The sequence below is a fragment of the Streptomyces sp. NPDC020845 genome (genome assembly GCF_044334165.1).
GTDB lineage: Bacteria > Actinomycetota > Actinomycetes > Streptomycetales > Streptomycetaceae > Streptomyces.
This window is the reverse complement of the sequence record NZ_JBIRSJ010000021.1, coordinates 174,617-188,681: the sequence shown is the minus strand read 5'-3', so window position 1 is coordinate 188,681 and position 14,065 is coordinate 174,617. Positions and strand designations below refer to the sequence as shown.

Here is a 14,065-nt window from a genome sequence, read left to right as displayed (position 1 = left end):
AAAGGGGGCGTCCGGCCGCGAGCGGCGTCTGGTGCAGGGGGCACCTCCCAGCGGTAGTTGGGGGAGGATCGCAAGGCGGAGCATCGGTCCTCGTACTGGGCTGCGGTCGATTTGCCGCTGGCGCGGCGCGGCGGGCGGTGCGACAACGCGGCGAGGTGGCGCCCGCCGCGGCAGGGGGCGCCACACGGCGGTAGCTGGGGGAGGCTGATGTCACTGCGGCGTCGGGAGCAGGGCGCCCCCTTTGACGACAGGCCCTAGGGACGCGCGGGGGAGCCTCAGGCGACCAGTCCGCCGAGCTTGCGCAGCGACTCGTTGAGGGCGGCGCTCGCCGAGTCCTTGAGCTTCCCGGCCATCAGCGAGACCGCGGGGCCGGTGAACTCGCCGTCGACGCGGACCGTCGTGGCCTCGCCCTCCGGCGTCAGCGCATAGCGCATGGCGAGGTTCACGCCCATGGGGCCCTTGCCCCGGGTGGCGAACACCTGGACGGGCTCGCTGGCCTCGATGGTCCAGATCACCTCCGCCGGAAAGCCCATCAGCTTCATGTTCTCCTGATACGTGGCGCCCACCTCGAGCGCGGCGGGGCCGCCCTCCGGGAAGCCGGTGTGCGTCACGTTCCACTGGACCCATGAGGCGAAGTCCGTCAGCCGGGCCCACACCTTCTCGGCCGGTGCCTCGATACGCGCCTGGACGCTGACCTCGGCCATGGGGCCACCCCTTCCGCGGAATTCCGCGACACTAGGCTCGCTCGGATCGCTCGGATCACTTCGACCGGCTTGGCTCGCTCGGGTCGGGCGCTGTGAGCCGGGCGCTGTGAGCCGGGCGCTGTGGCTCAGATGCCTCAGCGGTGTCGCGCAACGTAGCCCTGGCGCCTCGAACATTCAATACTGATGAACCGTCAGTTCCCGGGCTCCTCCGTGAGGAGGAGATTCGGCCGTCAATGCCCAACTATCGTGGGAGAGCCACATGCTCCCCGGCGGGGATGCTCCGGACTCCGGGGACTGATGGGGTGAGAGCGTGCGAAAAAGTACCTCCGGCGGCTGTGACGAGGGCCGACCCGGCGAGGAGTTGGACGCCGTGGTCGCGGGGGCGCGCCGACGGGCCTTCCGCGACGGCGACCGGCAGATCGACACGGCCCATCTGCTGCACACCCTGCTCGAGTCGGACCCCCGGGCGCGGGCCGCCTTCGCGGGTGGCCCACCCCAGGTCGCGCGGCTGCTCGGCTATCTGGCACAGCGCGCCATCGGCTACGGCGTCCAGTGGAGCGGTTCGGTGGAGGACTCCGGCGCGCGGCGCCGGGTGCGCCCCCGGGACCTGCGCGGAATCCAGGGCGCCCAGGGCGGCGGCATGTCCGGCTGGTCGCCCGCCGCCGTGGCCGCCATGGGCGCCGCGGCCGCCCGTGCCCGGGCCCGCGGTGCGCTCCGGGCCGATGGGCCCGACCTTCTCGCCGCCCTCGCCGGCGACCCGGAGTGCCGCGCCGTGGAGGTGCTGCGGCGGGCCGGCGTCGATACGGAACTGCTGGTCGCGGCCTTGGACGGGGAAATGCGCCAGCAGTCAACGACGTGACGGTCCTGTCGTGAGCTGACATGATGATCCGATGCACAACACTCAGGGGCAGGGTCCGGGAGGGACGAGAAGCGCGGGGCTGGGGCTGGCGCTCACCTCGGCACTCGCGTTCGGCGGATCGGGGGTGGCCGCCAAACCGCTGATCGAGGCGGGTCTCGAACCCCTCCATGTCACCTGGCTGCGAGTGGCCGGCGCCGCCTTGGTCATGCTCCCGGTCGCCTGGAACCACCGCGATCTGCCCGCCAAGCGCCCCGCCCTGCTGGTGGGGTTCGGCCTGCTGGCCGTCGCCGGGGTGCAGGCGTGCTACTTCGCCGCGATCTCGCGCATCCCGGTCGGCGTCGCGCTCCTCGTCGAATATCTGGCCCCCGCCCTGGTCCTGGGCTGGGTGCGGTTCGTCCAGCGGCGGCCGGTGAGCGGTGCCGCGGCGGTGGGGGTCGTGCTCGCGGTCGGCGGACTGGCCTGTGTGGTCGAGGTGTGGTCGGGGCTGAGCTTCGACGCCGCGGGGCTGCTGCTCGCCCTGGGCGCTGCCGGTTGCCAGGTCGGCTACTTCGTCCTGGCCGACCACGGCAGCGACGGCGAGAACGCCGCGGACCCACTGGGCGTCATCGCGTATGGGCTGATCGTCGGCGCGGTGGCGCTGACCGTCGTGGCGCGCCCCTGGAATCTGGACTGGGCGGTGCTGGCCGGCCGGGCCGACCTGGCGGGCGCGCGGGTGCCCGCCGTACTGCTGCTCGGATGGATCGTCCTGGTCGCGACGGTGGTCGCCTATCTCACCGGGGTCGTCTCGGTGCGCCGGCTGTCGCCTCAGGTGGCCGGGGTGGTCGCCTGCTTGGAGGCGGTCGTGGCGACCGTACTGGCCTGGGTGCTGCTGGACGAGCATCTGTCGCTGCCGCAGATCGTCGGGGGTGCGGTGGTGCTGTTCGGTGCGTTCATCGCGCAGACCTCGGCGCCGAAGGCGGCCGCGGCCGAGCCGGTGGCCGGGTCGGGGACGCTCTCCGCGAGGAAAGAGGCGGATGCGGCCGCAGTGGCCGACGGCGCCGGCCGGGCGCCGGACTCGCCGCCCGCCCGCTGACCGGCTGGGGTCCAGCGCGGGCGGGTCGGGCCTCGTCGGGGTCGTCGGGCGTGTCCGGCTTCGTCAGAGGCGGGTGAGGTAGCCGGGCACCGGCGTGTCGGTGGTCAGGTCGTCGGCGGGCACCGGCGTGCCGTACGTCCGCGCCACCGGCAGCACCCCGCTCCAGTGCGGGAGCGCCAGGTCCTCGGGCTCGTCGTTCGGGCCGCCGGTGCGGATCTTCGCGGACACCTCGGCGAGGTCCAGGCGGAGTACGGCGGTGGCGGCCAGCTCCTTGGCGTTGGCCGGCCGGGAGTCGGCGGCCCGGCCGGGCACGACGTGGTCGACCAGGGCGTCGAGGGCCGCGGCGCGCTCGGCGCCGTCGGTCACCTGGCGGGCGGCGCCGTGCACCACCACCGAGCGGTAGTTGATGGAGTGGTGGAAGGCGGAGCGCGCCAGGACCAGCCCGTCGACATGGGTGACGGTCAGACACACCGGCATGCCCGGGTCCTCCGCGCCGCTCGCCATCCGCAGCGGGCGGGAGCCGGTCGAGCCGTGCACGTACAGCCGCTCGCCCACCCGCGCGTACAGCGTCGGCAGGACGACCGGGGCGCCGTCGCGCACAAAGCCCAGATGGCAGACGTAGCCCTCGTCGAGTATCGAGTGCACCAGCTCCCGGTCGTACGAGGCGCGCTCGCGGGACCGGGTGGGCACCGTCCGGTCGGTCGGCTGGTAGGCGTCCGGAGTGGTGCTCGCGGCGGTCATTTGCAATCTCCTTTGAACTAGTACAAAATCTCTTTTGTGCTAGGAGAGTATCGGATCGAAGGGCGCGGCGCAGCTGAGATCGCCGCGAGTGTCGAGCGCGCGGTGGGCGCCGGCGACCTGGCCCCCGGCCAACTTCTGCCGCCCATGCGGGAGTTGGCGTCCCAGCTGGGCGTCAATCCGAATACCGTCGCGGCCGCCTATCGCTCGCTGCGGGACCGGGGAGTGATCGAGACCGCGGGCCGCAAGGGGAGCCGGGTGCGTCCGCGCCCCGCCACCACCTCCCGTGATCTGCTCCGTGTCGAGGCCCCCGAGGGCGTGCGCGACCTCGGGGACGGCAACCCCGACCCCGCCCTGCTGCCGCCGCTCGGCGAGGCGCTGGCCGCGGCCGCCGCGCGCAACGCCGAACACCCGGCGCTGTACGGCACGCCCGAGGTGTCCCCGGAGCTCGCCCGGGCGGCCCGCGCCGCCCTCGACGCGGACGGGGTGCCGGGCGGCCCGGTCGCCGTCACCTCCGGCTCGCTGGACGCGATCGAGCGCGTGCTCGCCGCCCATCTCAAACCCGGCGACGCGGTCGCGGTCGAGGATCCGGGCTGGGGCAGCGTGCTCGACCTCGTCCCCGCGCTGGGGCTGCGCACCATCCCTGTCGCGGTCGACGACGACGGGCCGCTGCCGGAGCGAGTCGAGGAGGCGCTGCACAAGGGCGCGCGGGCGCTGATCGTCACCTGCCGGGCGCAGAACCCGACCGGCGGGGCGGTGAGCGCCGAGCGCGCCCGCGCGCTGCGTACGGCCCTGGACCGCCACCCGCGAACGCTGCTGATCGAGGACGACCACGGGCACGGCATCGTGGACCTGCCGCTCCACCCGCTCGCGGGCGGTACGGAGCACTGGGCGCTGGTCCGCTCCGCCGCCAAGGCGTACGGGCCCGATCTGCGGGTCGCCGTGCTGACCGGCGACCCGGTCACCGTGGACCGGGTGCGCGGAAGGCAGCGGCTGGGCCCCGGCTGGGTCAGTCATCTGCTGCAGGACGCGTTGGTGCGGCTCTGGCACACCGGCGCGGTGGACATCGCGGCGGTGGCCGCCTCGTACGGTCGGCGGCGCGACGCGCTGGTGCGGGCGCTGAGCGAGCGCGGGATCGCCGCCCATGGCCGCAGCGGGATGAACGTATGGGTGCCGGTCCCCGACGAGACCGGTGCCGTCGCCCGGCTGTTGCAGTCCGGCTGGGCGGTCGCGCCCGGGGCCCGGTTCAGGATCGCCTCGCCGTCCGGGGTGCGGCTGACCGTGTCATCGCTGGGCATGGACGACATCGGCCCCGTCGCGGACGCGCTCGCGTCGGCGACGGGACCGGCCCCGGCGGGGCGCTATGGCTGAGTCGGTAAGTGGCTCAGACCCGAGGGGCCTTGGCGCGCGGCCGCGTCTGGGTCAGCGCCGCGCCCGCGAGCACGATCAGCGCCCCGACCGGAGTGTTCCAGGTGAGGTGTTCGCCGAGGATCGCCACGCCCGCCGCGGTCGCGATGACCGGGACGAAGTACGTCACCATCATGGCGGTGGTCGGGCCGACCTCCTCGACCAGGCCGTACTGCACCAGGAAGGCGAAGCCGGTGCCGAGCGCGCCCAGCGCGATCACCGACAGCAGCGGCAGCACCGGGAAGGAGTCAGGGGCCGGGGCGAACAGCGGGGCCACGACCGCCAGTTGGGCCGTGCCCATCAGCAGCTGGGCGCCGGACATCGCCAGGTGGGAGTGGCCGGAGCCGCTGAGCGTACGCCGGACGTACTGCCAGCCGACCGCGTAGCTGAGCGAGGCGGCCAGCGCCATCGCGGTGCCCGCCGGGTCCTGACCGGAGAAGCCCTGCCAGACGCCGAGCACGACCAACACGCCGGCGAAGCCGATGCCCAGGCCCGCGACGCGCTGCCGGGTCGGCCGGTCGTCGGAGGCCGCCGCCACGGCGAGCACCATGCCCCACAGCGGCGAGGTCGCGTTGCAGATACCGGCCAGGGTGGACGGGATGGTCAGCTCGGCGTACGCGAACAGCGAGAACGGCAGGGCGTTGAGGAAGAAGGCCGCCACGGCCAGATGGCCCCAGACCCGGACACCACGCGGCAGCCGCTCCCGCTTCGCCACCAGGACCGCGACCAGGACGGCGGTGCCGAACAGCATGCGTCCCAGCGTGACGTACAGCGGAGCGAACGCCTCGGTGCCGACCTTGATGAACAGAAAGCTGAAGCCCCAGATCAGGGCGAGCGCGCCGAACCGGATCCGCCAGTCCAGGAGCGGGCGGCGGGTGGGGGAGGCCGGGGTGGCCGGTGCGGCCTGGGTGGGGGTGGTCGGGGTGGTCGTGGTGTTGCCGCCGGCGGCAGTGGGCGAGGCGGTCGCTGTGGTCATGCTGCCACCCTGACGCCTGCTGACCTCTTAGGGCAAGTGAGATTTTGTGCGAGATATCGCGTAGCATCTCTTACATGTTGAACCTGGAACGCCTCCGTACGCTGTATGCCGTGTCCCGCCACGGCTCCGTGAGCGGCGCCGCCGAAGGGCTGCACGTCACGACCTCGGCCGTCTCTCAGCAGCTGGCCAAACTGGAGCGCGAGACCGGGCAGCAACTGCTCGCCAAGAACGGCCGCGGCGTGCGGCTCACCGACGCCGGGCGGCTGCTCGCCGATCACGCGGCGCGCATCCTCTCCCAGGTCGAGCTGGCCCAGGCCGACCTCGAGGCACAGCGCGGCCAGGCGGTCGGGGAGCTGATGATGGGCGCGTTCCCCACCGCCGTCCGAGGCATCTTCCCCGACGTCCTGTCCAGGCTGCGCATCGCCCACCCCAAGCTGCGGGCCCGGCTCCAGGAGATGGAGCCCGATGAGTCGGTGCCCGCGGTGGTCCGCGGCGATATCGACCTCGCGGTCGTCCTGGACTGGTACAACAAGCCGCTGCCGATGCCCGACGGGCTGGTCAAGGCGCCGCTGCTGGACGACCCGGTGGATCTGGCGATGCCCGCCGACCACCCGCTGGCCGACCGGGAGGCGGTGGACCCGGAGGAGTTCGCGGACGACGAGTGGATCTCCTGGCCCCAGGGCGGGTTCTGCTTCGACTGGCTGATGATCACCCTGCGCGGCAAGGGCCTCGAACCGCGCATCTGCCACACCGCGCGGGAGCACCACACCCAGCTCGCGCTGATCGCCGCCGGGCTCGGCGTCGCCGTGGTGCCCCGGCTGGGCCGCGGCGTGGTGCCCGAGGGGGTGCGGGTGGTGCCGGTGCGCCAGCACACCATGCGGCGCCATGTCTACGCGATCTGGCGCGCGGACGCCGACCGCAGGCCCTCGATCCGGGCGGCGGTCGACGTTCTGCGGGGGGTGGGGGAGCGGTTCGGCGGCTGAGCGGGGCTGAGGGGCCTGTTGAGACGGCCTAGGGGAGCTTGCGGAAGTCCCAGGAATTGATCGTGTCGGGCGTCAGCCGCAGCCACGCGTGGCGGCCGTCGTACGGCATGGCGGACAGCCCGAAGTACTTGGCCGCGAACAGCCGCTCGGGCGTGTCGAGCTCCGGGCACGGCTCGCCGGTGCGCGGCGCCTCGCCGACGATCGCCACCCGGCCGGCCAGCTCGACGCCGCGCAGCTCCCCGTACTCATGCCCGTCGTCGATCACCACGGCGACCCGGGGGTCCCGCAGCAGCTGTGCCCAGCGGCGGCTGCGGGTCAGCGAGTACAGCCACAGCGAGCCGCCGTCCCAGCCGAACCACAGCGGGCTGATATGCGGCCGCCCGTCCGCCGAGACCGTCGCCACCCGGCAGGTGCGCTGCTCGGCGAGGTAGGCGTCCAACTCCGCCTGGGTCATCATGATGCGGCGGCCCCGCCGCTGGGTCACGGCCATCGGTCCCGGCACCTCCCGGTGACTGGTGTGTGCCGCACAGGATGCGGCCTCTTCCTTCCATGCGCAATGACCACTAGCCTCGCGCGGCCGGATCGGCCCGCCGCCCGCAGGAGGCCAACCATGCCCTCGTACGCCCGCGAAACCCTGTCCGAGCTGCTGACCCCCGCCACCTGCGCGCTGCTCACCGTGGAGTGCCAGCGCGGGGTGGTCGGCCCGGATGGCGCCCTGCCCGAACTGGCCGCCGCCGCCCGCGAGACGGGCGCGCTCGACACGGTGGCGCGCCTGGTGTCGGCGGCGCACGACACGCCCGTACAGGTGCTGCACGCGGTGGCCGAGCGGCGCGCCGACGGGCGTGGCGCGAACCGTAACGCGCGGCTGTTCCGGGCCGCCGAGCGACTGCCGGTGCGGCAGCTGAGCGGCAGCGAGGCGGTACGGATCGCCGAGCCGATCCCGGTCGCGGCCGAGGACCTGATCGTGCGGCGGCTGCACGGCCTGTCGCCGATCGCCGGGACGGACGTGGACGCGCTGCTGCGCAACCTGGGCTGCCGCACCCTCGTCATCACCGGCGTGTCGGCCAATGTGGCGATACCCAACGCGGTCTTCGACGCGGTCAACCTCGGCTATACGGCCGTGGTACCCGCCGATGCCATCGTCGGGGTGCCCGTCGACTACACCCCGGCGGTGATCCGTAACACCCTCGCCCTCGTCGCCACGGTCACCACGGCCGAGGAGATCATCGCCTGCTGGCGCCGGTCCCGGGCGCGGTGAGGCCCGTGGCCGCGCTGGTCAGGCCATGGAGCGCGCTGATCAGGCCATGGAGATGGTGTCGCCCTGCACCTTGATCTCCGCGGGGGTCAGCGCCTTGGTCGCCGGGCCGTGCTTCACGCCGCCGTCGGTGATGTTGAACTTGCTCCCGTGGAAGGGACAGTTGATCGTGCCGCCGGAGACATCCCCGAGCGGCTTTCCCATGTGGGGGCACACCGACGAGAACGCCTTGAACTCGCCCGCCTTGGGCTGGGTCACCACGACCTCGTGGTCCTTGAAGACCTTCCCGCCGCCCTCGGGGATGTCGGAGGTCTTCGCCAGCTCCATGCCGCCCCCGCCGGTCTGGCCCGAGTCGCCGGCTCCGCTGCTCTTCGACGCTTCCGACCCGGAGTCGCCGTCGCTGCCGCACGCCGCGAGCGCGGCGGCGAGCCCGGCCGCTCCACACGCGGTCATAAAGGCGCGGCGGGTGGTGGTGGGTCGCCCGGTGATCGCCGGTTCCGCCATGGTGGTGCCTCCTGGTGAGGGTACGTTTCCGCAATCCGCAAGAGAATACGTGCGGGGCACCCCGGGCGTTCAGCCGCCGCGAAATGCGTTTGCGCCGCTCAATAGGCTGGGCGAATGCTCCCTGAAGTCACCGCCACCCGGTATGTCACACCGCTGCGTGAAGGCGGATCGCTGCCCGGCATCGTCGAGGCCGACGACCTCGGCACCTACGTCATGAAGTTCACCGGCGCCGGGCAGGGCCGCAAGACCCTGGTCGCCGAGGTCATCTGCGGGCAGCTGGGCCACCGGCTCGGGCTGCGCGTCCCGGACCTGGTGCGGATCCAGCTCGACCCGGTGATCGGCCTGGCCGAGCCGGACGAGGAGGTCCAGGACCTGCTCAAGGCCAGCGGCGGGCTCAACCTCGGTATGGACTACCTCCCCGGCTCGCTGGGCTTCGACCCGCTGGCGTTCGGGGTGGGCCCCGCCGAGGCCGGGCATGTGGTGTGGTTCGACGCGCTCATCGGCAACGTCGACAGGTCCTGGCGCAATCCGAACATGCTGGTCTGGCACGGTCGGCTGTGGCTCATCGACCACGGCGCCACGATGATCTGGCACCACAGCTGGCGCGGCGCCGACGCGGTGGCCGCCAAGCCCTACGACGCCTCCGACCACGCCCTGGCGCCCTTCAACCCGGACATCGCGGCGGCCGCCGAGGCCCTGGCGCCGCGGATCACCGAGGAACTGCTGACCGAGGTCGCGGCCGACGTCCCCGACGAGTGGCTGGTCGACGAGCCCGGCTTCGACGGCCCGGACGCGGTGCGCCGCCGCTATGTCGAACTGCTGCTGGAGCGCGCCGCTACGATCAGCGACCGGATCACCCTCGGCGACCAGCGGCCGCCGCATGGGGACAAGCCGTCCCAGGCCCCGGAGTGGCTGCGGATCTGGGTCGAGGGAAAGGCGTCGGAGTGAGCGGGCGGACGGGCGGCCGGGAGGTCTTCGAGTACGCGCTGCTGCGCGTGGTACCGAGGGTCGAGCGCGGCGAGCAGATCAATGCGGGTGTCGTGGTGTACTGCCGGGCCCAGTCCTTCGTGGCGGCCCGAACCCACCTGGACGAGGCCCGGCTGCTCGCGCTGGACCCCGAGGCGGATGTGGCGGGCGTACGGGCGGCCCTCGCGGCCGTGGAGAACGTGTGCTGCGGCGGCGAGCGGGCCGGGCAGGCCGCCGGCGACGACGCGGGGCGCCGCTTCCGCTGGCTGGTCGCCCCCCGCTCCACGGTCGTCCAGCCGGGCCCGGTGCACACCGGTCTGACCCGTGACGCGGAGGCGGAGACCGAGCGCCTGCTGGACCTCCTCGTGCGCTGAGCCCCCTTTTTTTTGCACTCGGCTCGCCTCCGGGCGCTCGGACCCGATGTCGACAGTCGTCGGCTTCGGTCGCTCGCGCGGCGGAGCCGCATATCCAGTGCAGCCCGAGCTCCCTGTGCCTCCTCCTTTTCACAGCACACATCAGCGCCTCCGGCGCGGGCGGCGCGCCCTTTGGCTCGCTCGCTGGCCGGCAGGGGGCATGGGGTCGCCCGGTCGTTGACATGGCGTAGCGGGCCTTCTAGCGTCTCGTACGCTGAAGCGACTAAGCGGTCGCTCACCGCCTTCGTCGTCCGGGCGGTGAGCCCCACCGAGGCGAGGAGAACCCGCATGTCCACCACCGAGCAGCGCGTCGCCATCGTGACGGGCGCCGCCCGCGGCATCGGCGCGGCCACCGCCGTGCGCCTGGCGCAGGAGGGCCGCGCCGTCGCCGTGCTCGACCTCGACGAGGCGTCCTGCGCGGACACCGTGCAGAAAATCACCGAGGCGGGCGGCACCGCCATCGCCGTGGGCTGCGACGTGTCCGACGCGGCCCAGGTGGAGACCGCGGTCGGGCGAGTCGCCGAAGAGCTCGGCGCGCCGGTGATCCTCGTCAACAACGCGGGCGTGCTCCGCGACAATCTGCTCTTCAAGATGAGCGACACCGACTGGGACACCGTCATCGGCGTCCATCTGCGGGGCGCGTTCCTGATGTCGCGCGCCTGCCAGAAGTACATGGTGGACGCGGAGTACGGCCGGATCGTCAACCTCTCCAGCAGCTCGGCCCTCGGCAACCGCGGACAGGTCAACTACTCCGCGGCCAAGGCCGGCCTCCAGGGCTTCACCAAGACCCTGGCCATCGAGCTCGGCAAGTTCGGCGTCACCGCCAACGCCGTGGCGCCCGGCTTCATCGCCACCGATATGACCGCCGCCACCGCCGCGCGTGTCGGCATGGGGTTCGAGGAGTTCCAGGAGGCCGCCGCGAGCCAGATCCCGGTGCGCCGGGTCGGCAAGCCCGACGACATCGCCAACGCCATCGCCTTCTTCACCGGTGACGCGGCCGGATTCGTCTCCGGCCAGGTCCTGTACGTGGCCGGCGGCCCGCTCAACTGACGGGAGACACCGACCACATGACCGCGGAAACTTCGGACAGCGGCCGCGCCGCGCTCATCACGGGCGCGAGCCGCGGCATCGGCTACGGCATAGCCGAGGCGCTGGTGGCGCGCGGCGACCGGGTGTGCATCACCGGGCGCAACGAGGACGCACTCGAGGAGGCCGTCGAGCGGCTGGGCTCCGACCGGGTGATCGCCGTGGCCGGCAAGGCGCACGACGAGGCGCATCAGGCCGTCGCCGTCGAGCGGGCGATGGAGGCGTTCGGGCGGCTGGACTTCCTCATCAACAACGCCGGCACCAACCCGGTCTTCGGGCCGATCGCCGACCTCGACCTGGGCGTGCTGCGCAAGGTGTTCGAGACCAATGTCGTCTCGGCGCTCGGCCTCGCCCAGCAGGTCTGGAAGGCGTGGCAGAAGGAGAACGGCGGGGCGATCGTCAACATAGCCTCGGTCGCCGGCATTTCGACCTCGCCCTTCATAGCGGCGTACGGCGTGAGCAAGGCCGCCATGATCAACCTCACCGCGCAGCTCGCCCATGAGTTCGCGCCCGGGGTGCGGGTCAACGCCATCGCCCCGGCCGTGGTGAAGACCAAGTTCGCCGCCGCGCTGTACGAGGGGCGCGAGGAGGAGGCCGCCGCGGCGTACCCGCTGGGGCGGCTGGGCGTGCCCGAGGACATCGGCGGCGTGGCCGCGTTCCTCACCTCCGACCAGGCGGCCTGGATGACCGGGCAGACGCTCGTGGTCGACGGCGGCATCTTCCTCAACGCCGGAGTCGGCTGAGGGCTTGCGTTGGCGCGCACTCCAAGGAGCACAGTCTCAGGTGTCGGATCCGACCGGGTCCGGCACCTGAGGCTTCCGGGGACTTCCGCGGACTTCCGCGGACTTCTGTATGAGGAGAGATGCGTACGATGCGTTATCTGACCCTGGCCGGCGGCGCCGGGCCCGAGGTGAGCGCCCTGTGCCTGGGCATTCTCCCGTTCGGCAGCACCGTCGACGAGGAGACGTCCTTCGCCGTCCTCGACCGCTTCGCCGAGGCGGGCGGGACCTTCGTCGACACCGCCAACAACTACTCGATCTGGGCGCCGGGCGGCACCGGGAACGAGAGCGAGGAACTGCTCGGCCGCTGGATGCGCAGCCGCGGCCGGCGCGAGAACACCGTGGTCGCCACCAAGGTCGGCGCCCGGCCCGACCCCGCGCGGGGCAGCGAGTGGCCCGCCAACTGGCAGGGGCTGGCCGCCGACACCGTACGCGGCGGCATCGAGGGCAGCCTGCGGCGTCTTGGCACCGACCGAGTCGACCTGTACTACGCGCATATCGAGGACCGCACGGTGCCGATGGAGGAGACCGTCGGCGCGTTCGCCGAGCTCGTCGCCCAGGGCAGCGTCACCGTCCTGGGCTGCAGCAACCACGCCTCCTGGGCGGTGTCGGCGGCCCGGCAGTACGCCGCCGACCGCGGTCTGGCCCGCTACAGCTGCGTCCAGCAGCGCTACACCTACCTCCAGCCGCGGCCCGGGGCCGATTTCGGCACCCAGGGCTTCGCGGGCATCGACCTCGTCGAGTACATCGGCACCCAGGAGGACATGACGCTGCTGGCGTACGGTTCACTGATCCACGGCGCGTACACCCGCGACGACAAGCGCATCCTGGAGCAGTACGACCACCCGGGCACCGAGCGGCGGCTGAGTGCGCTGCGCGAGGTGGCGAAGGAGACCGGCGCGACCCCGAACCAGGTGGTGCTCGCCTGGCTCATGGGGGCGCGCAAGCCGGTGATCCCGGTGCTCGGGGTGAGCTCCGTGGCCCAGCTGGAGGAGGCGCTGGGCGCCGTCGACCTGGACCTCGGCCCAGAGCTGCGGGCGAAGCTGGATGCCGCCTGAGCCGTTGTCGGTGGTCGCCGGTAGGTTCTGGGGCACGTCAAGAGAACGAACACCGGAGGTTGTTGACGTGACCGACATGCTGCCCGAGTCCTGGCGCGGCGTCCTCGGCGAGGAGCTGGACAAGCCCTACTTCAAGGAGCTCACCGAGTTCGTCGAGGAGGAGCGGGCCAAGGGTCCCGTCTACCCGCCGCGTGAGGAGGTCTTCGCCGCCCTGGAGGCCACTCCGTACGACCAGGTGAAGGTGTTGATCCTCGGGCAGGACCCGTACCACGGCGAGGGCCAGGGGCACGGGCTGTGCTTCTCGGTGCGCCCCGGCGTCAAGACCCCGCCGTCGCTGCGGAACATCTACAAGGAGATGCAGGCGGAGCTCGGCCACCCGATCCCGGACAACGGCTATCTGATGCCGTGGGCCCAGCAGGGCGTGCTGCTGCTCAACGCGGTGCTGACGGTCCGGGCCGGCGAGGCCAACTCCCACAAGAGCAAGGGGTGGGAGAAGTTCACCGATGCGGTGATCCGCGCCGTGGCTTCCCGCCCCGACCCGGCCGTCTTCGTGCTGTGGGGGAACTACGCGCAGAAGAAGCTGCCGCTGATCGACGAGGAGCGGCACGCCGTGGTGAAGGGCGCGCACCCCTCGCCGCTGTCGGCGAAGAAGTTCTTCGGCTCCCGCCCCTTCACCCAGATCGACGAGGCGATCAAGGCCCAGGGGCACGCGCCCGTCGACTGGCGGATCCCGAACCTGGCCGCCCAGGCCGGGTGACTTCCGCCGGGCCGGGCGTCAGGCCAGCTCGTACTCGAAGTCGTACGGGATGGCCTGCTCGCCGGGTACGGCGACATAGCCGCCCTTGCCGCTGAGCCCGGCCAGCTCGCCGGTGCCCGAGCCGGGCACCACCTCCAGTGAGCAATGGACCTTGCCGTCCTCGCCGAAGGTGCCGTGCTGTACGAAGACGAAGCTGCCGGTGCGCCCGCCGAGGGTGCCGGTCACCAGCTCGTAGCCGGTGCAGACGCCGGTCTTCCCGGGCAGATAGGTGATCGCGTACTCGCAGGTGGTGCGCTCCGCCTCCAAGGTCCCGGAGAAGCTGTTGGTGACCGTGGCGTGGGCCAGCCTCGGGGTGTCACCGGCCTCGCCGACGGAGCTCTCCTCCCAGTTGGCGTAGGTGAACGTGCCGGTGGCGTGCGTGGTCATGCGGGTGTCCTTCCGATGGTTCTGGGGGCTCCGCGTGATCCGTGCCGCGCGGGCCGAGGAGTACGTTGCCCGCCGTACCTGA

The 14,065-nt window shown here is 72.4% G+C and carries 17 protein-coding genes; 11 read left to right on the top strand and 6 right to left on the bottom strand.

The annotated features are described in order from the left end of the window. Positions 1 to 275: 275 nt before the first annotated feature. Positions 276 to 704, bottom strand: coding sequence for an SRPBCC family protein (locus tag ACH4U7_RS44040; protein WP_398533392.1), 429 nt, complete (start codon positions 702 to 704; stop codon positions 276 to 278). A 310-nt stretch (positions 705 to 1,014) separates the two neighbouring features. On the opposite strand from ACH4U7_RS44040, the gene ACH4U7_RS44035 reads away from it, so the two are divergent. Both ACH4U7_RS44035 and ACH4U7_RS44030 read left to right on the top strand, forming a co-directional pair. Further along, the gene (locus tag ACH4U7_RS44035; protein ID WP_398533391.1) at positions 1,015 to 1,563 is read left to right on the top strand and encodes a Clp protease N-terminal domain-containing protein; all 549 of its coding nucleotides are present in this window, start codon (positions 1,015 to 1,017) and stop codon (positions 1,561 to 1,563) included. A 31-nt stretch (positions 1,564 to 1,594) separates the two neighbouring features. Then, entirely contained in the window at positions 1,595 to 2,635 is a 1,041-nt protein-coding gene (locus ACH4U7_RS44030; RefSeq protein WP_398533390.1) for an EamA family transporter, read from the top strand. Positions 2,636 to 2,698: 63 nt separating this feature from the next. On the opposite strand, the gene ACH4U7_RS44025 is transcribed toward ACH4U7_RS44030, so the two are convergent. Further along, positions 2,699 to 3,376 (bottom strand): pyridoxamine 5'-phosphate oxidase family protein, encoded by a 678-nt coding sequence (locus ACH4U7_RS44025; protein ID WP_398533389.1) that lies wholly within the window; start codon positions 3,374 to 3,376, stop codon positions 2,699 to 2,701. A 36-nt stretch (positions 3,377 to 3,412) separates the two neighbouring features. Here ACH4U7_RS44025 and ACH4U7_RS44020 point away from each other — a divergent pair, with 36 nt between their 5' ends. Beyond that, complete coding sequence (locus ACH4U7_RS44020; RefSeq protein ID WP_398533388.1) at positions 3,413 to 4,744, top strand: aminotransferase class I/II-fold pyridoxal phosphate-dependent enzyme; 1,332 nt, start codon at positions 3,413 to 3,415, stop codon at positions 4,742 to 4,744. A gap of 13 nt (positions 4,745 to 4,757) precedes the next feature. Here the strand turns inward: ACH4U7_RS44020 and ACH4U7_RS44015 are convergent, their stop codons facing one another. Further along, entirely contained in the window at positions 4,758 to 5,756 is a 999-nt protein-coding gene (locus ACH4U7_RS44015; protein ID WP_398533387.1) for a DMT family transporter, read from the bottom strand. 74 nt (positions 5,757 to 5,830) lie between these two features. On the opposite strand from ACH4U7_RS44015, the gene ACH4U7_RS44010 reads away from it, so the two are divergent. Beyond that, positions 5,831 to 6,739: a LysR family transcriptional regulator gene (locus ACH4U7_RS44010; protein WP_089511796.1), complete on the top strand. Its 909-nt coding sequence runs from the start codon at positions 5,831 to 5,833 to the stop codon at positions 6,737 to 6,739. Between the two features lie 28 nt (positions 6,740 to 6,767). Here ACH4U7_RS44010 and ACH4U7_RS44005 read toward each other — a convergent pair whose 3' ends face one another. Beyond that, the gene (locus tag ACH4U7_RS44005; RefSeq protein ID WP_398533386.1) at positions 6,768 to 7,229 is read right to left on the bottom strand and encodes a pyridoxamine 5'-phosphate oxidase family protein; all 462 of its coding nucleotides are present in this window, start codon (positions 7,227 to 7,229) and stop codon (positions 6,768 to 6,770) included. 120 nt (positions 7,230 to 7,349) lie between these two features. Between ACH4U7_RS44005 and ACH4U7_RS44000 the strand changes: the two genes are divergently transcribed. Further along, a complete protein-coding gene (locus ACH4U7_RS44000) occupies positions 7,350 to 7,997 on the top strand; it encodes an isochorismatase family protein (RefSeq protein ID WP_398533385.1) in 648 nt (215 codons plus the stop codon). A gap of 39 nt (positions 7,998 to 8,036) precedes the next feature. Here ACH4U7_RS44000 and ACH4U7_RS43995 read toward each other — a convergent pair whose 3' ends face one another. Then, positions 8,037 to 8,498 carry a Rieske (2Fe-2S) protein gene (locus ACH4U7_RS43995; protein ID WP_398533384.1) on the bottom strand — a complete coding sequence of 154 codons (462 nt, stop codon included), beginning with the start codon at positions 8,496 to 8,498 and terminating at the stop codon, positions 8,037 to 8,039. A 114-nt stretch (positions 8,499 to 8,612) separates the two neighbouring features. Between ACH4U7_RS43995 and ACH4U7_RS43990 the strand changes: the two genes are divergently transcribed. From ACH4U7_RS43990 to ung, 6 genes are all read left to right on the top strand, one after another. Continuing rightward, positions 8,613 to 9,446: a HipA family kinase gene (locus ACH4U7_RS43990; protein WP_398533383.1), complete on the top strand. Its 834-nt coding sequence runs from the start codon at positions 8,613 to 8,615 to the stop codon at positions 9,444 to 9,446. Next, complete coding sequence (locus ACH4U7_RS43985; protein WP_358641955.1) at positions 9,443 to 9,838, top strand: DUF3037 domain-containing protein; 396 nt, start codon at positions 9,443 to 9,445, stop codon at positions 9,836 to 9,838. Before ACH4U7_RS43990 ends, ACH4U7_RS43985 begins: the two co-directional genes overlap by 4 nt. Before the next feature lie 327 nt (positions 9,839 to 10,165). Further along, positions 10,166 to 10,927 carry a 3-oxoacyl-ACP reductase FabG gene (gene fabG / locus ACH4U7_RS43980; protein WP_398533382.1) on the top strand — a complete coding sequence of 254 codons (762 nt, stop codon included), beginning with the start codon at positions 10,166 to 10,168 and terminating at the stop codon, positions 10,925 to 10,927. A gap of 17 nt (positions 10,928 to 10,944) precedes the next feature. Continuing rightward, positions 10,945 to 11,706, top strand: a complete 762-nt coding sequence (locus ACH4U7_RS43975; RefSeq protein ID WP_398533381.1) for an SDR family oxidoreductase — start codon at positions 10,945 to 10,947, stop codon at positions 11,704 to 11,706. A gap of 128 nt (positions 11,707 to 11,834) precedes the next feature. Continuing rightward, a complete protein-coding gene (locus tag ACH4U7_RS43970; protein WP_398533422.1) occupies positions 11,835 to 12,800 on the top strand; it encodes an aldo/keto reductase in 966 nt (321 codons plus the stop codon). Between the two features lie 76 nt (positions 12,801 to 12,876). Further along, positions 12,877 to 13,557 carry a uracil-DNA glycosylase gene (gene ung / locus ACH4U7_RS43965; protein ID WP_398533421.1) on the top strand — a complete coding sequence of 227 codons (681 nt, stop codon included), beginning with the start codon at positions 12,877 to 12,879 and terminating at the stop codon, positions 13,555 to 13,557. An 18-nt stretch (positions 13,558 to 13,575) separates the two neighbouring features. Here ung and ACH4U7_RS43960 read toward each other — a convergent pair whose 3' ends face one another. After that, a complete protein-coding gene (locus ACH4U7_RS43960) occupies positions 13,576 to 13,983 on the bottom strand; it encodes a DUF3224 domain-containing protein (RefSeq protein ID WP_398533380.1) in 408 nt (135 codons plus the stop codon). Positions 13,984 to 14,065: the final 82 nt, after the last annotated feature.